Genomic DNA, 17323 nt, shown 5'->3' with positions numbered 1-17323 from the left:
TCATGGAAAAGGCACAGTGCCCCGAAGGGCCTGTGCCTTGCCGTTATCGCGGAAGCTTACTTCTTCACTTCTTCGAATTCGGCATCTACCACGTTGCCGTCATCCTTCTTGCCGTCGGCTTGCGCGTCGGCAGTGGCGCCTTCGGCACCCTTGTCGGCGTACATGTGCTCGGCCAGCTTGTGGGAAGCGGTCATCAGCGCTTGCACCTTGGCGTCGATGGCGTCTTTGTCGTCGCCACCAATCACTTCTTCGGCTTCTTTCAGCGCGGCTTCGATCGCGGCTTTCTCGTCGGCGGAGATCTTGTCGCCGTACTCGGTCAGCGATTTCTTCACGCTGTGGATCAGGCCTTCACCCTGGTTACGGGCCTGTACCAGCTCGGCCAGTTTCTTGTCTTCCTCGGCGTTCAGCTCGGCGTCGCGCACCATTTGCTGGATTTCGTCTTCGGACAGGCCGGACGATGCCTGGATGGTGATGTTGGCTTGCTTGCCGGTTGCCTTGTCTTTGGCAGACACGTGCAGAATACCGTTGGCGTCGATGTTGAATTCCACTTCGATCTGCGGAATGCCACGCGGTGCCGGCGGAATATCACCCAGGTTGAACTGACCCAGCGACTTGTTGGCCGCAGCCTTCTCGCGCTCGCCTTGCAGCACGTGGATGGTGACCGCGGTCTGGTTGTCGGCAGCGGTGGAGAACACCTGCGACGCTTTGGTCGGGATGGTGGTGTTCTTCTGGATCAGCTTGGTCATGATACCGCCCATGGTTTCGATACCCAGCGACAGCGGGGTCACGTCCAGCAGCAGTACGTCCTTGCGATCGCCCGACAGCACGGAACCCTGAATGGCAGCGCCCACGGCCACGGCTTCGTCAGGGTTCACGTCTTTACGCGGCTCTTTACCGAAGAAGGCCTTCACGGCTTCCTGTACTTTCGGCATACGGGTCTGACCACCGACCAGGATCACGTCGGTGATGTCAGCCAGCGATACGCCGGCGTCTTTCAGCGCCACTTTGCACGGCTCGATCGAGCGCTGTACCAGGTCTTCCACCAGGCTTTCGAACTTGGCGCGGGTGATTTTCATCGCCAGGTGTTTCGGGCCGGTGGCATCCATGGTGATGTACGGCAGGTTCACTTCGGTCTGGGTCGCGGAAGACAGCTCGATCTTGGCTTTCTCGGCCGCTTCTTTCAGACGCTGCAGTGCCATCACGTCGTTCTTCAGATCAACGCCTTGTTCTTTCTTGAACTCGGTCACGATGTAATCGATAACGCGCTGGTCGAAGTCTTCGCCACCCAGGAAGGTGTCACCGTTGGTGGCCAGCACTTCAAACTGGTGCTCGCCATCTACGTCGGCGATCTCGATGATGGAAATATCGAAGGTACCACCGCCCAGATCGTATACGGCGATCTTGCGGTCACCTTCCTGCTTGGCCAGGCCAAAGGCCAGCGCTGCAGCGGTCGGTTCGTTGATGATGCGTTTTACGTCCAGGCCAGCGATGCGGCCGGCGTCTTTGGTGGCCTGGCGCTGGCTGTCGTTGAAGTAGGCCGGTACGGTAATCACGGCTTCGGTCACTTCTTCGCCCAGGTAGTCTTCGGCGGCCTTCTTCATCTTGCGCAGCACTTCTGCGGAGATTTGCGGCGGTGCCAGTTCCTGATCGCGTACTTTCACCCAGGCGTCGCCGTTCTTGGCACGCACGATTTCGAAAGGCATCAGTTCGATGTCTTTCTGTACTTCCTTGTCTTCGAAACGGTGGCCGATCAGGCGCTTCACCGCGTACAGGGTGTTTTTCGGGTTGGTCACCGCCTGACGTTTGGCCGGGGCACCTACCAGAATCTCGCCATCTTCCATGTAGGCAATGATGGACGGGGTGGTGCGCGCGCCTTCGGCGTTTTCCACCACTTTCGGGTTGCCGCCTTCTACCACGGCCACGCAGGAGTTGGTCGTACCAAGGTCAATACCGATGATTTTGCCCATGACTGCTTATTCCTTTCGTCTAACTTTTGTCTTGTCTGCCGGCCCGTCGGCGACGGCGCCGGCCTGATGTGCTGTCAGATATTGGCTATTGCCACAATTTCAAGAGGGTAGTTAACCACGCCGGCCTTCAGGCTTTCGGCTTGGCCACCACCACCATGGCCGGGCGCAGCACGCGGTCGGCCAGCAGGTAGCCTTTCTGCATCACGCGGACCACGGTATTGGCCTCGGCTTCCGATTCTTCGGTGCTGATGGCCTGGTGTTTGTGCGGGTCAAGCTTGTCGCCCAGCGGGTTGATTTCGGTGATCTGCGCCTTCTCAAAGGCCGACACCAGCTGCTTCAGCGTGAGGTCCACGCCGAACTTGAGCGCGTCAAACTGGCCGGACTGATCCAAAAGTGCCATTTCCAGGCTGTCTTTTACCGACAGCAGTTCGGAGGCGAACTTCTGCGCGGCAAATTTCTGGGCGTTGCTGACATCCTCCGCCGCACGGCGACGAACGTTTTCGGTTTCGGCCCGGGCACGCAGATACTGCTCTTTCAGTTCTGCAACCTCTGCTTCCAGTGCTGCAACGCGGGATTCGGCGGTGTCGGCTGCGGTTTCGGCGGCCTGCTGGCTTTGTTCAAGCACTTCTTCTGCTTGGGGATTCTGATTTTCCTGCATGACGCTTCCCATTGGCTGAAATCAAAAAGACCTTCCCTAAATAGGGGCATGCAGCACTTTTTCAAGAGCCCGCGCCAAGGCTTTTTGATGCGCATTTGTGCACCATTTTTTTCGCAAGTGCACAAAAACAAGCGCTCGCTCCGGTTCGTTTTTGGGCATGATTGTTACCAATTGAAAACAAAGGATTTTTTTTTGCTGCACTGCACACTTCCAGAAAATTTTATGCTTAAATGGTTCCACAACAGCGCAACTGCACGGCCCGCCAGCCCTATATCCGGGGCGGTTTCCGGCAGCAGGCAGCCCCGCTAAAACAGGGGTTGCCGGACGCAGCAAGGCCAGACAAACCGGCCTGCATCAACAGAAACTGGGAGCGCCGGCCAGCCGGCAAAACGAAACTATCAAGTTAAGGATTCACACCATGATGACTCGCGAACAGCAAATCGCCGCTCTGGAAAAAGACTGGGCCGAAAACCCGCGCTGGAAAGGCATCAAACGTGGTTACTCCGCCGCTGACGTCGTTCGTCTGCGCGGCTCGCTGCAGCCGGAATACACCCTGGCCCAGCGTGGCGCCAAGGTGCTGTGGGACAAAGTGAATGGTGGCGCCAAGAAGGGCTACGTGAATGCTTTTGGCGCCATCACCGCCGGTCAAGCCATGCAGCAAGCCAAAGCCGGCTTGGAAGCCGTGTACCTGTCCGGCTGGCAGGTTGCCGCCGACGGCAATACCAGCGAAACCATGTACCCGGACCAGTCGCTGTACGCCTACGACTCGGTACCGACCATGGTTCGCCGCATCAACAACACCTTCAAGCGTGCCGACGAGATCCAGTGGTCGCGTGGCATCAACCCGGGTGACGACGGCTTCATCGATTACTTCCTGCCGATCGTGGCTGACGCTGAAGCCGGTTTCGGTGGCGTACTGAACGCCTTCGAACTGATGAAGAACATGATTGCCGCCGGTGCTGCCGGTGTGCACTTCGAAGACCAGCTGGCCGCAGCCAAGAAATGTGGCCACATGGGCGGCAAGGTACTGGTACCGACCCGCGAAGCCGTTGAGAAACTGATCTCCGCCCGCTTTGCAGCCGACGTAATGGGCGTACCGACCCTGATCCTGGCCCGTACCGACGCTGAAGCGGCCAACCTGATCACCTCCGACTACGACGAGAACGACAAGCCGTTCCTGACCGGCGAACGCACCCAGGAAGGTTTCTTCCGCGTGAAAAACGGTCTGGAACAGTCCATCTCCCGCGGTGTGGCCTACGCGCCGTACGCCGACCTGGTATGGTGCGAAACCGGCACCCCGGACCTGGGCTTTGCCCGCGAATTCGCCCAGGCTGTACACGCTGCCTGCCCGGGCAAGCTGCTGTCGTACAACTGCTCGCCGTCCTTCAACTGGAAGAAAAACCTGGACGACAAGACCATCGCCAAGTTCCAGGACGAACTGTCGGCACTGGGCTACAAGTACCAGTTCATCACCCTGGCTGGTATCCACGTCAACTGGTACAACACCTTCAAGTTCGCGCACGCTTACGCCCGCGGCGAAGGCATGAAGCACTACGTGGAAATGGTACAAGAGCCGGAATTCGCCGCTCGCGAACAGGGCTACACCTTCGTATCGCACCAGCAGGAAGTGGGCACCGGCTACTTCGATGACGTGACCACCGTTATCCAGGGCGGCTCCTCCTCGGTAAAAGCCCTGACCGGCTCCACCGAAGAAGAACAGTTCCACTAAGCGTTTCGACCTTACACGGCGCCTCGACCCCGCCGTCTGCGTCAACCACCCCCGCCATTGGCGGGGGTTTTCTTTTTGCCGCGACATAAAGCAATTAGCGACGCCGTTAGCGCATGCAGTTAAGTCGTAGAACAATGCTTTCTTCGTCACCGAGGCAGAATGCCAAGACAATAGCCTTATCCGGAACAAGCCAGCGGTATTGCAGGCAAAAAAGTAAAAGATGTTATCGGTTTTTACGTATTTTTCCTGACTTTCACTACCAGTAAACTCGCAGACATAACTAAATTGGCCGTAGCCGCTCTGCCGCCGGCCACCCAGACGGAGAGAGACATGGCGTTGCAACTGCCGCAAGGCGTGGAGCTGCTGGCCCCGGTTCGGCCAGCCAACGAGGCATTGTTCAGTTACCCCGCGCTGGCCTTCATCGCCAGCCTGCACCGGGCGTTCGATGCACGCCACCAGCAACTGCTGGCCGCCCGCCAGCAACGCCAGATGCTGCTGGACGCCGGTGAGCTACCGGACTTTCCCGCCGATAGCCGCGCCATCCGCGACGCAGACTGGCAGATTGCGCCGCTACCGCCCGCCCTGCACGACCGCCGTGTGGAAATCACCGGCCCGGTAGAACGCAAGGCCATGATCAATGCCCTGAACTCCGGCGCCAGCTGCTTCATGGCCGACTTCGAAGATGCCACCAGCCCGGGCTGGAGCAATATCGTGGCCGGCCACCAGAACGTGTGCGATGCCTGGGCCGGCACGCTCAGCCACCCCGGCCCGGACGGCCAGCCCTACCGCCTGAACGAACGTACCGCGCTGATGATGCTGCGCCCGCGCGGCTGGCACCTGCAGGAAAAACACCTGCGCATTGATGGCCGTGCCGTCAGCGCCGCCCTGTTCGATTTCGGCCTCAGCTTTTTCCACAACGCCCGCCTGCTGCACGCGCGCGGCCAACCCGTCTGCTACTACCTGCCCAAGCTGGAAAACCACCACGAGGCCGCGCTATGGAACGAGGTATTCGTGCTGGCACAGCAAGCGCTGGATTTACCGGTAGGCACCATCCGCGCCACGGTACTGATCGAGCACATCCTGGCGGCGTTCGAGATGGACGAGATCCTGTACGCGCTGCGCGAGCACTGCGCCGGGCTGAATGCCGGCCGCTGGGACTACCTGTTCAGCTGCATCCGCACCTTTGGCCACAGCCGCGACTTCTGCCTGGCCGACCGCGAACGCATCACCATGACGGTGCCGTTCATGCGCTCGTACGCGCTGCAACTGGTCAAAACCTGCCACCGTCGCGGCGCACCGGCCATTGGCGGCCTGTCGGCGCTGACGCCGATCAAGCATGACCCCGCGGCCAACGATCAGGCCATGGCGGCTATCTACCAGGAAAAACAGCGTGAAGCGCACGACGGCTACGACGGCAGCTGGGTCGCCCACCCGGCGCTGGTGCCGCTGGCGCTGGACGCCTTCCGCAGTGTGCTGGGCGATGCGGCCAACCAACTGGCACGCCAGCGCGACGACGTGCACATCAGCGCCGCCGACCTGCTGAACTTCCAGCCGGAAGGCCCGATTACCGAAGCCGGCCTGCGCAACAACATCAGCGTCGGCATCCAGTACCTGGGGGCGTGGATGAGCGGCCGCGGCTGCGTGCCCATCCACAACCAGCTGGAAGAAGCCGCTACCGCCGAGATCGCCCGCGCCCAGCTGTGGCAGTGGATACGCAGCGCCAAGGGCTACCTGGACGATGGCCGCAAGGTCAGCCTGGGCTTGCTGCGCGACCTGGCCGCCGACGAGATCAACCGCCTGCACGCCGAATACGGCAGCCGCTGGAGCCGGCATTTTGATGATGCCGCCTTGCTGTTCGACCTGCTGGTCAGCAGCGAAGACTTCATCCCCTACCTCACCGTCCCTGGCGACGAATACCTGGACTAAGGCCGGTCGGCAGCATGCTGCGCGGGCGCGATAAGGGCGAAACCAGCCGCTACGGTTTGGCACACGGCACTCTGCGCTGACGGGCACACCTGCGGGCAAACGCTGGCCACGCCTGTCCCATGCAGCAGCAGCTGAAATAGCGACACTACACAATTCGCCAGCATTCACCCTCGTCGGCCAAGCTTGTTGGCTGCTTCTTTTTTGCGCACGCACCACATTGGCACACTTCACCAAATGTATACAATATTTGGAATATTATTGCTCCGCACAATCTGAAACGACAACCACTTTGCAATATGATTGCGCAATTATCGCATTGCACCACAACCTGTCCCGTTCCGGAGCTAGCAAGATGAGCACGATTGCCCGCCGTACCCTCCTGGCTGCAGCACTGGCTGCCAGCCTGCCCCTGTTTGCCCACGCCGCCGAGCAGAAATCGGTTGCCGTTACCGCGATCGTGGACCACCCGGCGCTGGACGCCGCGCGCAAGGGCATCGAGGACGAACTGAAAGCCGCCGGCTTCGAACCGGGCAAGCAGATCAAGTACCAGTACCAGAGCGCGCAAGGTAACCCGGCCACCGCCGCCCAGATCGCCAAGAAATTCGTTGGCGACGCGCCGGACGTCATTGTGGCCATCGCCACCCCGAGCGCCCAAGCTGCCGTGGCCGCTACCCGCAGCATTCCGGTGGTGTTCACCGCTGTCACCGACCCGGTTGCCGCCAAGCTGGTACCGAGCTGGCAGCCGTCCAAAACCAACGTCACCGGCGTCTCCGACAAGCTGGCGCTGGCACCGCAGCTGGACCTGATCGCCAAGATCAAGCCGGGCGCCAAGCGCGTGGGCATGGTGTACAGCCCGGGTGAAGTGAATTCGGTGGTAGTGGTCAAAGAACTGAAAACCGAGCTGGCCAAGCGTGGCATGAGCCTGGTGGAAGCGCCGGCACCGCGTACCGTGGACGTTGCCCCGGCCGCCAAGAACCTGATCGGCAAAGTGGACGTGCTGTACACCAGCACCGATAACAACGTGGTATCTACCTATGAATCGCTGGCCGCCGTCGCCCAGCAAGGCAAGCTGCCGCTGGTAGCGTCCGATACCGACTCGGTGAAGCGTGGCGCCATCGCTGCCCTGGGCCAGAACTACTACGACATCGGCCGCCAGACCGGCAAGCTGGTCGTGCGCATCCTGAAAGGCGAGAAACCGGGCGCCATCGCCCCGCAGGTAGGCGAAAAGCTGTCGCTGACGCTGAACCCGGCGGCCGCCCAGAAACAGGGCGTCACCCTCAGCCCGGTACTGCTGAAAGAAGCCAGCGACACCGTGAAGTAAACCCGTCAGGTTGGCCGCCTACCTTGCGGCCAACCTGTCACCCCACCGCGCAGCCACGAGCTGCGCGTTGCCATTGAAAGACCCGCATCATGACCCTGATCGCCCTGATGGGTGCGCTGGAAATCGGCCTGATCTTCGCCCTGGTGGCGCTGGGCGTGCTGATCTCCTTCCGCATCCTCGACTTTCCCGACCTCACCGCCGACGGCAGCTTTCCGCTGGGCGGCGCCGTGGCCGCCACGCTGATTGCCGGCGGGCAAGACCCGTGGTTGGCCTGTGCCATCGCGGCACTGGCTGGTGCTGCTTCCGGCTGGCTGACCGCGTGGTTGAACGTACGCCTGGGCATCCTGCAGCTGCTGGCGTCCATTCTGGTGATGATCGCGCTGTATTCGATCAACCTGCGCATTATGGGTGCGCCCAATGTACCACTGATCGGCAGCCCCACCATCTTCAGCCCGCTGATCGGTGACAATTTCGACATCGCCTGGCAAGTGCAGCCGGCAGTACTGGCCGCGCTGATCGTAGCCGCCAAGCTGGGGCTGGACGTGTTCTTTGCCTCGCAGGCCGGCCTGGCCATGCGCGCTACCGGCGCCAACGCACGCATGGCGCGGGCGCAGGGCATTGCCACCGAACGCATGGTGCTGGCCGGCATGGCGCTGTCCAACGCGCTGATCGCGGTAGCCGGTGCGCTGTACGTGCAAACCCAAGGCGGCGCGGATGTATCGATGGGCGTGGGCACCATCGTGGTGGGCCTAGCCGCGGTCATCATCGGCGAAACACTGCTGCCGTCGCGCACACTGTGGGTCATCACGCTGGCCACCGTACTGGGCGCCTTGCTGTACCGCCTGCTGATCGCGCTGGCGCTGAACGCCGACTTCATCGGCCTGCAGGCGCAAGACCTCAACCTGATTACCGCACTGCTGGTGGGCTTTGCCCTAGTGCTGCCCAAGCTGAAGGCCAAGCTGGCCCGCAAACCCGGAGGAGCCCGCTGATGCTGCACGCCGATAAGCTGTTCAAAACCTTCAACCCCGGCACGCCGATCGAAAACCCGGTGCTGCGCGGCCTGTCGCTGCAAATCGACAGCGGCCAGTTCGTGACCGTGATCGGCAGTAACGGCGCCGGTAAATCCACCTTCCTGAACGCGCTGGCCGGCGACGTGATCGTCGATAGCGGCAGCCTGCACATCGATGGCAAAGACGTCACCCGTACGCCGGGCTGGCAGCGCGCCGGGCTGGTGGCGCGCGTGTTCCAGGACCCGATGGCCGGCACCTGCGAAAACCTCAGCATCGAAGAAAACATGGCGCTGGCCTACTACCGCGGCCGCAAGCGCGGCTTTGGCCCGGCGCTGAAGCGTGGCCTGCGCGAGCTGTTCCGCGACAAGCTGGCCACGCTGAAGCTGGGTCTGGAAAACCGCCTGCCGGACCGCATGGGCCTGCTATCCGGCGGCCAACGTCAGGCGGTCAGCCTGCTGATGGCCAGCCTGCAACCGTCGCGCATCCTGCTGCTGGACGAGCACACTGCGGCGCTGGACCCGAAAACCGCCGCCTTCGTGCTGGAGCTGACCGACCGCATCGTGCACGAGAACCAGCTCACCGCGCTGATGGTGACGCACTCGATGCGCCAGGCGTTGGACCACGGCCACCGCACCGTGATGCTGCACCAGGGCCGTGTGGTGCTGGACGTAGCCGGCGAGGAACGCGGCCGCATGCAAGTAGCCGACCTGCTGGCGATGTTCGAGAAAACCCGCGGCGAAGCCATCGACGACGACGCCCTGCTGCTGGGCTAAGCCCTGCCCGGCTGCGGCCAACCCTGCGCCCCGTGTGCCTGCCACATGGGGCGTTGCTTTTTGCCCTTCAGGGCAACTTGTCGCCCGCCCGCCATGCCGATAACATTTCGTCACCGAACGACGTTGAACCCCGCAGCACACCAGCAGTCAGACCCCTTTTCGTGAAGGAAACGACCATGCGCACCACCCTGCCCGCCCTTGCCCTGCTGTGCACCCTGCCCCTGGCAGCCGTGGCTGCCGATAACGGCGCTACCGTACTGAACCTGTCGGCCAGCGCCAGCCAGGAACTGGCCAACGACGAGGTCAACGCCAGCCTGTACGTGCAAGACCGCCTGCCGCAAGCCGGCGCGCTGGCCGACCGCATCAACAAGCTGCTGAACCGCGCCCGCCAGGACGCCGAGGGCTTCCGCAAAGTCACCTTCAGCAGCGGCAGCTACAACACCTGGCCGGACTACGACAAGAACGGCAAGATCACCGGCTGGCAGGCGCGCGCCGAGATCAAACTCAAAAGCCAGGACTTTACCGATACCGCCGAGCTGATCGCCAGGCTACAGAAATACATGGCGCTGGAAGGCGTACAGTTTGGCGTGTCCGAGCAGAGCCGCCGCCAGGCCGAAGCGCAGCTGATCCCGCAAGCTATCGCCGCGCTGCAGGCGCAAGCCGCTGCCGCCGGCAAAGCGCTGGGCAAGACCCAGCAACACGTCAGCGAGCTGAGCATCGGCAGCGCCCAGCCCGGTTACCCGATGATGATGCGCGCCAAAGCCAGCATGGCTGCGGCACCGATGGAAGCCGACGTCGCGACGACCAACTTTCAGCCGGGCAATAGCTTGATTCAGCTGAACGTTAACGGTAAGGTGGAAATTCGATAACACTTTGTGCTTTATGCAGATGTATTGTGCTATCGTAGGCAGCGCCGCTTGCGCTATAAATCATTCATTCCACACCACTTTCTGATACCCGACCCATGAAACTGATCGCCTCGCTTACCAGCCCCTACGCCCGCAAGGTGCGCATCGTCCTGGCAGAGAAAAAGATCGACTGTCCGCTGCAGCTGGATATCCCGTGGGAGAGCACATCGACCGTGGCCGATTTCAACCCGCTGGGCAAAGTACCGGTGCTGCTGATGGACGACGGCAGCAGCCTGTACGACTCGCGGGTGATCGTGGAATACCTGGACGCCATCTCGCCGGTGTCGCGCCTGCTGCCGCAAGACCGCCGCCTGCTGGTGGAAACCCGCCGCTTCGAAGCGCTGGCCGACGGCATCTGCGATGCGGCGGCCAACATCGTGGTGGAACGCCGCCGCCCGACGGTGCAGCAAAGCCAGGAATGGGTAGACCGCCAGCAAGGCAAGATCGACCGTGGCCTGGCCGCGCTGTCGGCCATGCTGGGCGAGCGCCACTGGTGCAACGGCGAAGGCTACAGCCTGGCCGACATTGCCACCGGCTGCATGCTGGGCTATCTGGACTTCCGCTTTGCCGACCTGCCGTGGCGAGACCTGTACCCCAACCTGGAAAGGCTGTACGACAAGCTGTCGGCCCAGGCCAGCTTTGCCGATACCGTGCCGCCGGCCGCCTGAAGACACCGCTTGCCTACCGGACGCCGCGCTGTTGCGCGGCGTTTTGCCATCTGGTGATGCAATGCACCACACGGCGGCAAACAGCGCTTGACGCCAGCCTGAGCGCCGTGTTTTTATAAACCCCATGAATACCAAACCCGCATCCGCATTCGTGTTTTTTTCCTGGTGGCGCCTCTAACGGCGGCACCGCGGTTGCGTACGTAAAGCAAACCCGGGAGCAGCTGACAAGGCGCCCGGGTTTATCACTTCCAGCAGTACCCTCCCCAGCGCCTACTCAGCCTCCCCGATATCACGGAGATCGGCATGAGCTTACTGGACACAGTTTCCCCGCAAGACATCATCCTTACCGGTGACCGCACCACCGGCCCGCTGCATCTTGGCCACTATGTGGGCTCGCTGCGCAACCGCGTCATCCTGCAAGAGCGCTGCCCGCAGTTCCTGCTGCTGGCCGACGCCCAGGCGCTGACCGACAATATGGGCAACTACCTGAAGGTGCGTGAAAACGTACTGGAAGTGGCGCTGGACTACCTGGCTGTGGGCATCGACCCGGCCAAGAGCACCATCTTCATCCAGAGCCTGGTGCCGGAGCTGACCGAGCTGGCGTCGTACTACCTGAACCTGGTGACCGTGTCGCGGCTGGAACGCAACCCCACCATCAAGGACGAGATCAAGCTGCGCGGTTACGAGCGCGATATCCCGGCCGGCTTCCTCACCTACCCCGCCGCCCAGGCCGCCGACATCACCGCCTTCAAGGCCACCATCGTGCCGGTGGGCGCCGACCAGATCCCGATGATCGAGCAGACCAACGAGATCGTGCGCCGCTTTAACGGTAGCGTGGCCGAGCCGGTGCTGGTAGAAGCCCGCGCCGTGGTGCCGGACGCCGGCGCCCGCCTGCCGGGCGTGGACGGCAAGGCCAAGATGTCCAAATCGCTAGGCAATGCGCTGACACTGGGCGCCAGCGCCGACGACATCAGCCAGGCGGTGAAAATGATGTACACCGACCCCAACCACCTGCGCGTGGCCGACCCCGGCCAGGTAGACGGCAATGTGGTGTTCACCTACCTCGACGTATTCCACCCCGACGCCAACCGCGTGGCCGAGCTGAAAGCGCATTACCAGCGCGGCGGCCTGGGCGACGCCGTGATCAAGCGCGAGCTGGAAGACATCCTGCAAGCGCTGCTGGCCCCCATCCGCGCCCGCCGCCAAGCCTACGCGCAAGACCCCGGCGCCGTGCTGGCCATGCTGAAAGAAGGCACGCTGAAAGCCCGCGCCGTCGCCGCGCAAACGCTGGCCGAGGTCAAGGCCGCCATGGGCTTGAACTACTACTGAGCCACCCATGCGGCTAACCACAGGGTTGGCCGCCGCCACCACCACACTACCGCCACAAGGAGCAGAAAATGGAATGGGTTTACCAATGCCGCAACCTGGAAGAAGTACGCACCCAGATCGATAGCCTGGACCGCGCCATCGTCAGCATGATCGCCCACCGCGGCCTCTACGTGCAGCAAGCCGCCGCCTTCAAGCACAACGACGCCGACGTGGAAGACGGCAAGCGCGTCGACCAGGTGATGCGCCGTGTCACCCGCCTGGCCGGCGAGCTGGGCGCCGACGCCGCCCTCACCGCCAAGATCTACCGCACCATGATCGCCCACTTCATCGAAAGCGAACGCGAAGAACGGCTGCGCCTGGTCGGCACGGCGGAGGCACGCGCATGAACGACGACGGCTCCGGTTTTTCCACGGTGCGGTGGCCCACCACCGCACCAAAACAAAAAAGGCGACACCCACACGGTGCCGCCTTTTTTCATGGTCACTACCAGGGCCTGTTAACACTGCCCGGCTTTTCGCGCATTGCCACCGCCTGACCAGCGCCGCCGCATCAAAAATAGCGTTAACAGGCCCTGGCTCATGACAGCGCCAGCGCGCCGGCCAGCGTCCACATCACCGTGCCCACCACGCCATCCAGCACCCGCCACGACAGCGGCCGCGCAAACAGCGGCGCCAGCAACCGCGCGCCGTAACCCAGCGCGGTAAACCACAGCACCGACGCCGTGCACGCCCCCAGCGCAAACCACAGCTTGCCGTCGCCCGCCTCCTGCCCGCCGATACTGCCCAGCAGCACCACGGTATCCAGGTACACGTGCGGGTTCAGCAGCGTCAGCGCCAGCACCGTGGCCAATGCTACCTTCAATGGCATGGTTTGCGCCCCAGCGGCAATCTGCAGGCTGTCGTTGGCCAGCACCGCGCGCCACGCCCGCAGCCCGTACCAGAACAAAAACGCCGCCCCGCCCCAGCGCGCCGCCTCCAGCAGCAGCGGGCTGTGCTGGATCAGGCTGCCCATGCCGGCCACGCCAGCCACAATCAGCACCGCGTCGCACAGCATGCACACCAGCACCGTGGGGCCGATGTGCTGGCGCAACAGGCCCATTTTCAATACGTGCGCGTTTTGCGAACCGATGGCCATGATCAGGCTGGCGCCCAGGCCCAGGCCCTTGAAGTAGCTGGCTGTCAGCATGGTGCTCTCCGTGGTGTCAGGTTGGCCGCCAGTATCGGGCAGCCCCGCCAGCCAGAACAGCAAGATTAAATTATCTTGGCTATCATTAATCTGGCTTCACTTACACCGCCAGAACCGCGATGAAACTCGACCCCAAACACTGCGAGGCCTTTCTGGCCGCGCTGGACAGCGGCAGCTTCGAGCAAGCCGCACACGACCTGCACCTGACGCCATCGGCCATCTCGCAGCGCATCCGCGCACTGGAAGAAGTGCTGGGCAAGCCGCTGCTGGTTCGCAGCCGCCCCTGCCGCGCCACCCGCGAAGGCCAGCTGCTGCGCCAGCACCTGCAACGCGCCGCGCTGCTGGAAGCCGACCTGGCCGCCACCTTTGCCGGCGACGACAGCGCCATGCTCAGCGTATCGCTGGCGGTAAACGCCGATAGCGTGGCCAGCTGGTTTCTGCCGGCGCTGACGCCATTCCTGATCCGCGAGCGCGTGCTGCTGGACGTGATCGTGGACGATCAAGACCACACCTATACCTTGCTGCAAGCCGGCATGGCGCTGGGCTGCATTTCCACCGAGCCGCAAGCCATGCGCGGCTGCAGCGCCAGCCCGCTGGGGGTGATGCGCTATCAGGCACTGGCCAGTGCCGACTACCACGCCCGCTGGTTTGCTGGCGGCGTCAGCCGCGACGCACTGCGCCGGGCGCCGGTGATGATCTACAACCACAAAGACCGGCTGCAGGCCGACTGGCTGCTGCAGCACTTCGGCCTGCCGGACGACAGCTACCCCTGCCACTTTCTGCCCGCGTCCGACCCCTATCTGCAGGCGGTCAAGCTGGGGCTTGGCTGGGGCATGCTGCCCGACGTACAGTTGGCCGCAAGCGGCCTGGCCGGCACCCTGTTGCCGCTACAGCCCGACAAACCGGTAGACGTGGCGCTGTACTGGCACCACTGGCAGGTGCAGTCGCCCCGGCTGGCGCGCCTGAGCGACGTATTGGTGGACGCTGCGCGGGCGGTGTTGCGGCCAAGCGCGGCGTGAATGCGGCCAACCCCGCTCGCGCCACAGCCTGCCCGGCTGCTACCATCGCCCTATACCGACCCGAAAGCCCCACCATGCCCCAGCTACGCCACCTCGCCCTCGCCGCCACCCTGGCTGCCCTCGCCCTGCCCGTTTACGCCGTGCAGCCACCGGCCTACCTGTCGGTACCCGACTTCAAGCAATGCCTGAGCGAACAAAACGAAGGCAGCTATAGCAGCTGGTGCCAGCCAGCCAAGAAACCGAAGGCCTGCCCGCGCGTTAGCTGGCGACAGCTGCGCGCCCTGCAAGGCAACGACGCAGTGCCGGCTTGCCGGGCCAAATAGTTAGCCGCCACCACACGCACCTGCGGCAACGAACAAGCCGCCCGTTTTTGCGGGCGGCTTTTTGTGTGTTGAACGCGGTGTAAGCGCTTACTGCTGCAGCGGGCCGACTTGTGCCGGGGCGCTGGCCTGGTCGGCCGGTTTCGGCAGCAGGCGCTCCATCAGCTGGCCGGTGTTGTGCTGCGGCATCGGCATCAGGTGCAGGCTGGCCCAGCCCAGGCCCAGCAGCAGCGCGGTCATGGCGCCGCCTTTGACGATAAAACCGTAGGCCCAGCCCACCATTTGGCGATTTTTCAGCGCAAACAGCAGCGACAGCGGCGGGATGAAGAAGGTGAGGCTGCCCCACACGATGCGGCCGTTGTTGAGGGCGGCCATGGTGACACCCAGGCAGCCCAGGTAGAACACAGCCACGCTGCCGGCAAAGATCAGGCCGACAACGGCAATAAACAGGGTAATCAGGGTTTCCATTTTTGCTTTCGGTTCGGGTTAAGGTTGGCAGCGGCGGGTCTAGCCGGCCACCTGCAGGCCATCCCACGCCACGTTGACGCCGGGCGGGCACTGCGCTTGCAGCGCATGGTATGCCAGCTGGTGCGTCATGTGGATGAGCCAGGTCTGTTTTGCGGCCAACCTTTGCGCCCAGTCAAGCGCGGCGGCCACGTGCAGGTGCGACGGGTAGGGTTCCGGCCGCAGGCAGTCCAGAAACAGCGTCTCCAGGCCTTGCAGCAGCGGCAGGCTGCTGTCGGGGATGGTGGACAGGTCGGTCAGCCACGCGGTGTTGCCGATGCGCCAGCCCAGGCACGGCCAGCTGGGGCCGTGCTGCAGCGGAATCGGCGTAACGGTAACACCGGCCAGCTCAAACGGCCCGCGCACTAACTCGGTGTTCAGCACCGGCTTGTCCCACACCGGCGACGGCGGCGCCAGCGCGTAATCGAAGCGGCTGCGGATGTTGTCCAGCGTGAAGTCATTGCCGTACAGCGTGATCGGCCCTTTTTTCACGTAGCAGAAGGCGCGCAGGTCGTCGATGCCGTTCAGGTGGTCGGCGTGCGGGTGGGTGTACAGCACCGCATCGACGCGGGTAATGCCTTCGCGCAGCGCCTGCTGGCGCAGGTCCGGCCCGGTGTCGATCAGCACGCCGGTGTCGCCGATGCGCACGTAGGCGCTGCAGCGGGTGCGGGTGTTGCGCGGGTCGGTAGACGTACACGTGGGGCAGCTGCAGCCGATGGCGGGGGCGCCGCCGCTGGAGCCACAGCCCAGCACTGTCCACGTCAGCTGCGTCATGCGGCCCCCTTATGCGCCGGTGCGCTGCGCCTTGGCAAACAGGCGGAAGTAATTATCGGTGGTGGCCTCGGCCACCTGCTCGAAGCGCAGGCCGCGCAGCTCGGCAATGTGCTCGGCCACGTGCTTCACGTAAGCCGGCTCGTTGGTCTTGCCGCGGTACGGCACCGGCGCCAGGTAGGGCGAGTCGGTTTCCACCAGCAGGCGGTCCAGCGGCACCTTTTGCGCCACCTCTTTCACGATGGCGGCGTTCTTGAAGGTGACGATGCCGGACAGCGAGATGTAAAAGCCCAGGTCCAGCGCGGCGCGGGCGATGTCCCAGTTCTCGGTGAAGCAGTGCATCACGCCTCCCACGCTGTCGGCGCCGTGTTCGCGCATCAGGCGTACGGTGTCGTCGGCCGAGCTGCGGGTGTGCACCACCAGTGGCAGGCCCACGCGGCGCGCGGCGCGGATGTGGGTGGCAAAGCGCGCGTGCTGCCAGGCCAGGTCGCCCTCGCACCAGTGATAGTCGAGGCCGGTTTCGCCGATGCCTACTACCTTGGGGTGGGCAGCGTGCGCCACCAGCTCGTCTTCGCTGAATTCTTCGGCATCCGGGTCATCCGGGTGGATGCCGACGGTGGCAAACAGGTTGGCATGCGCTTCGGCCAGGCCGATCACTTCCGGGTACTTGGGGCGGCTGACGCCGATGACCATGGCGTGGCTCACGCCGTTGGCGGCCATATTGGCCAGCACCTCGGGCATGCGCGCCGCCAGGTCGGGGAAATTGATGTGGCAGTGTGAATCGACCAGCATGGTGTTCCAATCTTGTGGCCGCCCGCGTTGGCCGCACAGCGCGGCGCAGGCGGCCCGGTGTTACATGGTGTGGGTGGGGCGGGTGGAATTCAGCGCGCCACCGAGCAGGGTTTCGATGCGATCGCGCGCCTGCTTGCCGGCGTCGCCGGTGGCAAACTCGATGCCCACGCCCTGGTTACGGTTGTTGTTGGCGCCCGCCGGCGTAATCCACGCTACCTTGCCCTGCACCGCCACTTTTTGCGGGTCGTCCAGCAGCGTCAGCAGCAGGAACACCTCGTCGCCCAGGCTGTAATCGCGGGCGGTGGGCACAAAGATGCCGCCGTTGCGCAGAAACGGCATGTAGGCGGCGTACAGGGCGCTGCGTTCCTTGATCGACAGCGACAGCACGCCCGGGCGGGCGGCATCGTTCTTGTTGGTGGCGGCGTTATCCATGGCGGGTTCCG

Annotated in this window: 19 protein-coding genes; 12 read left to right on the top strand and 7 right to left on the bottom strand. The window is 63.4% G+C overall.

Annotated elements, in window-relative coordinates; genetic code table 11:
* Positions 1-56: 56 nt before the first annotated feature.
* Together dnaK and grpE are read right to left on the bottom strand one after the other, a co-directional pair.
* Positions 57-1967 carry a molecular chaperone DnaK gene (dnaK, locus tag ACK4FZ_RS15940; RefSeq protein WP_409822529.1) on the bottom strand — a complete coding sequence of 637 codons (1911 nt, stop codon included), beginning with the start codon at positions 1965-1967 and terminating at the stop codon, positions 57-59.
* Positions 1968-2094: 127 nt separating this feature from the next.
* Positions 2095-2625: a nucleotide exchange factor GrpE gene (grpE, locus tag ACK4FZ_RS15935; RefSeq protein WP_144373959.1), complete on the bottom strand. Its 531-nt coding sequence runs from the start codon at positions 2623-2625 to the stop codon at positions 2095-2097.
* Positions 2626-3043: 418 nt separating this feature from the next.
* Here grpE and aceA point away from each other — a divergent pair, with 418 nt between their 5' ends.
* From aceA to ACK4FZ_RS15885, 10 genes are all read left to right on the top strand, one after another.
* Positions 3044-4354 (top strand): isocitrate lyase, encoded by a 1311-nt coding sequence (gene aceA, locus ACK4FZ_RS15930; RefSeq protein ID WP_409822526.1) that lies wholly within the window; start codon positions 3044-3046, stop codon positions 4352-4354.
* A 330-nt stretch (positions 4355-4684) separates the two neighbouring features.
* Positions 4685-6280 carry a malate synthase A gene (gene aceB, locus ACK4FZ_RS15925; RefSeq protein WP_409822523.1) on the top strand — a complete coding sequence of 532 codons (1596 nt, stop codon included), beginning with the start codon at positions 4685-4687 and terminating at the stop codon, positions 6278-6280.
* A 352-nt stretch (positions 6281-6632) separates the two neighbouring features.
* Positions 6633-7601, top strand: a complete 969-nt coding sequence (locus ACK4FZ_RS15920; RefSeq protein WP_409822520.1) for an ABC transporter substrate-binding protein — start codon at positions 6633-6635, stop codon at positions 7599-7601.
* Between the two features lie 89 nt (positions 7602-7690).
* The gene (locus ACK4FZ_RS15915; RefSeq protein ID WP_409822517.1) at positions 7691-8590 is read left to right on the top strand and encodes an ABC transporter permease; all 900 of its coding nucleotides are present in this window, start codon (positions 7691-7693) and stop codon (positions 8588-8590) included.
* On the top strand, positions 8590-9384 hold the full coding sequence (locus tag ACK4FZ_RS15910) for an ABC transporter ATP-binding protein (protein ID WP_409822515.1): 795 nt from the start codon (positions 8590-8592) through the stop codon (positions 9382-9384). The genes ACK4FZ_RS15915 and ACK4FZ_RS15910 overlap by 1 nt, the downstream gene beginning before the upstream one ends.
* Before the next feature lie 176 nt (positions 9385-9560).
* On the top strand, positions 9561-10253 hold the full coding sequence (locus tag ACK4FZ_RS15905) for an SIMPL domain-containing protein (RefSeq protein ID WP_409822512.1): 693 nt from the start codon (positions 9561-9563) through the stop codon (positions 10251-10253).
* Between the two features lie 95 nt (positions 10254-10348).
* A complete protein-coding gene (locus ACK4FZ_RS15900) occupies positions 10349-10960 on the top strand; it encodes a glutathione S-transferase (protein WP_409822509.1) in 612 nt (203 codons plus the stop codon).
* 303 nt (positions 10961-11263) lie between these two features.
* Entirely contained in the window at positions 11264-12289 is a 1026-nt protein-coding gene (gene trpS / locus ACK4FZ_RS15895) for a tryptophan--tRNA ligase (protein WP_144373968.1), read from the top strand.
* Positions 12290-12357: 68 nt separating this feature from the next.
* Positions 12358-12675 carry a chorismate mutase gene (locus ACK4FZ_RS15890; RefSeq protein ID WP_409822506.1) on the top strand — a complete coding sequence of 106 codons (318 nt, stop codon included), beginning with the start codon at positions 12358-12360 and terminating at the stop codon, positions 12673-12675.
* Entirely contained in the window at positions 12672-12824 is a 153-nt protein-coding gene (locus ACK4FZ_RS15885) for a hypothetical protein (RefSeq protein WP_409822503.1), read from the top strand. The genes ACK4FZ_RS15890 and ACK4FZ_RS15885 overlap by 4 nt, the downstream gene beginning before the upstream one ends.
* 41 nt (positions 12825-12865) lie before the next feature.
* On the opposite strand, the gene ACK4FZ_RS15880 is transcribed toward ACK4FZ_RS15885, so the two are convergent.
* Complete coding sequence (locus tag ACK4FZ_RS15880) at positions 12866-13474, bottom strand: LysE/ArgO family amino acid transporter (protein WP_409822500.1); 609 nt, start codon at positions 13472-13474, stop codon at positions 12866-12868.
* 119 nt (positions 13475-13593) lie between these two features.
* Between ACK4FZ_RS15880 and argP the strand changes: the two genes are divergently transcribed.
* The gene (gene argP, locus ACK4FZ_RS15875) at positions 13594-14493 is read left to right on the top strand and encodes an HTH-type transcriptional regulator ArgP (protein WP_409822497.1); all 900 of its coding nucleotides are present in this window, start codon (positions 13594-13596) and stop codon (positions 14491-14493) included.
* A 74-nt stretch (positions 14494-14567) separates the two neighbouring features.
* Positions 14568-14816 (top strand): hypothetical protein, encoded by a 249-nt coding sequence (locus tag ACK4FZ_RS15870; RefSeq protein WP_409822494.1) that lies wholly within the window; start codon positions 14568-14570, stop codon positions 14814-14816.
* An 87-nt stretch (positions 14817-14903) separates the two neighbouring features.
* Here the strand turns inward: ACK4FZ_RS15870 and ACK4FZ_RS15865 are convergent, their stop codons facing one another.
* The 4 genes from ACK4FZ_RS15865 to ACK4FZ_RS15850 are packed head-to-tail and all read right to left on the bottom strand — an operon-like array spanning position 14904 to position 17312.
* Entirely contained in the window at positions 14904-15281 is a 378-nt protein-coding gene (locus ACK4FZ_RS15865) for a hypothetical protein (protein WP_409822491.1), read from the bottom strand.
* A gap of 39 nt (positions 15282-15320) precedes the next feature.
* Positions 15321-16091 (bottom strand): MBL fold metallo-hydrolase, encoded by a 771-nt coding sequence (locus ACK4FZ_RS15860; protein WP_409822487.1) that lies wholly within the window; start codon positions 16089-16091, stop codon positions 15321-15323.
* Positions 16092-16100: 9 nt separating this feature from the next.
* Positions 16101-16880: a TatD family hydrolase gene (locus tag ACK4FZ_RS15855; RefSeq protein WP_144373114.1), complete on the bottom strand. Its 780-nt coding sequence runs from the start codon at positions 16878-16880 to the stop codon at positions 16101-16103.
* A 60-nt stretch (positions 16881-16940) separates the two neighbouring features.
* The gene (locus ACK4FZ_RS15850; RefSeq protein WP_144373115.1) at positions 16941-17312 is read right to left on the bottom strand and encodes a PilZ domain-containing protein; all 372 of its coding nucleotides are present in this window, start codon (positions 17310-17312) and stop codon (positions 16941-16943) included.
* Positions 17313-17323: the final 11 nt, after the last annotated feature.

The organism is Vogesella sp., from assembly GCF_046297735.1.
Lineage (GTDB): Bacteria > Pseudomonadota > Gammaproteobacteria > Burkholderiales > Chromobacteriaceae > Vogesella > Vogesella urethralis.
Note: the sequence above shows the minus strand (reverse complement) of the source record. Positions and strands in the feature narration are given on the sequence as shown.

What these genes read in the sequence shown, in the direction of transcription:
- dnaK (WP_409822529.1), bottom strand. Translation starts at nt 1,967, where the DNA reads ATGGGCAAAATCATCGGTATTGACCTTGGTACGACCAACTCCTGCGTG.
- aceB (WP_409822523.1), top strand. Translation starts at nt 4,685, where the DNA reads ATGGCGTTGCAACTGCCGCAAGGCGTGGAGCTGCTGGCCCCGGTTCGG.
- grpE (WP_144373959.1), bottom strand. Translation starts at nt 2,625, where the DNA reads ATGCAGGAAAATCAGAATCCCCAAGCAGAAGAAGTGCTTGAACAAAGC.
- ACK4FZ_RS15850 (WP_144373115.1), bottom strand. Translation starts at nt 17,312, where the DNA reads ATGGATAACGCCGCCACCAACAAGAACGATGCCGCCCGCCCGGGCGTG.
- ACK4FZ_RS15860 (WP_409822487.1), bottom strand. Translation starts at nt 16,091, where the DNA reads ATGACGCAGCTGACGTGGACAGTGCTGGGCTGTGGCTCCAGCGGCGGC.
- ACK4FZ_RS15880 (WP_409822500.1), bottom strand. Translation starts at nt 13,474, where the DNA reads ATGCTGACAGCCAGCTACTTCAAGGGCCTGGGCCTGGGCGCCAGCCTG.
- ACK4FZ_RS15870 (WP_409822494.1), top strand. Translation starts at nt 14,568, where the DNA reads ATGCCCCAGCTACGCCACCTCGCCCTCGCCGCCACCCTGGCTGCCCTC.
- ACK4FZ_RS15920 (WP_409822520.1), top strand. Translation starts at nt 6,633, where the DNA reads ATGAGCACGATTGCCCGCCGTACCCTCCTGGCTGCAGCACTGGCTGCC.
- ACK4FZ_RS15915 (WP_409822517.1), top strand. Translation starts at nt 7,691, where the DNA reads ATGACCCTGATCGCCCTGATGGGTGCGCTGGAAATCGGCCTGATCTTC.
- ACK4FZ_RS15890 (WP_409822506.1), top strand. Translation starts at nt 12,358, where the DNA reads ATGGAATGGGTTTACCAATGCCGCAACCTGGAAGAAGTACGCACCCAG.
- aceA (WP_409822526.1), top strand. Translation starts at nt 3,044, where the DNA reads ATGATGACTCGCGAACAGCAAATCGCCGCTCTGGAAAAAGACTGGGCC.
- ACK4FZ_RS15900 (WP_409822509.1), top strand. Translation starts at nt 10,349, where the DNA reads ATGAAACTGATCGCCTCGCTTACCAGCCCCTACGCCCGCAAGGTGCGC.
- argP (WP_409822497.1), top strand. Translation starts at nt 13,594, where the DNA reads ATGAAACTCGACCCCAAACACTGCGAGGCCTTTCTGGCCGCGCTGGAC.
- ACK4FZ_RS15855 (WP_144373114.1), bottom strand. Translation starts at nt 16,880, where the DNA reads ATGCTGGTCGATTCACACTGCCACATCAATTTCCCCGACCTGGCGGCG.
- ACK4FZ_RS15910 (WP_409822515.1), top strand. Translation starts at nt 8,590, where the DNA reads ATGCTGCACGCCGATAAGCTGTTCAAAACCTTCAACCCCGGCACGCCG.
- ACK4FZ_RS15865 (WP_409822491.1), bottom strand. Translation starts at nt 15,281, where the DNA reads ATGGAAACCCTGATTACCCTGTTTATTGCCGTTGTCGGCCTGATCTTT.
- ACK4FZ_RS15885 (WP_409822503.1), top strand. Translation starts at nt 12,672, where the DNA reads ATGAACGACGACGGCTCCGGTTTTTCCACGGTGCGGTGGCCCACCACC.
- trpS (WP_144373968.1), top strand. Translation starts at nt 11,264, where the DNA reads ATGAGCTTACTGGACACAGTTTCCCCGCAAGACATCATCCTTACCGGT.
- ACK4FZ_RS15905 (WP_409822512.1), top strand. Translation starts at nt 9,561, where the DNA reads ATGCGCACCACCCTGCCCGCCCTTGCCCTGCTGTGCACCCTGCCCCTG.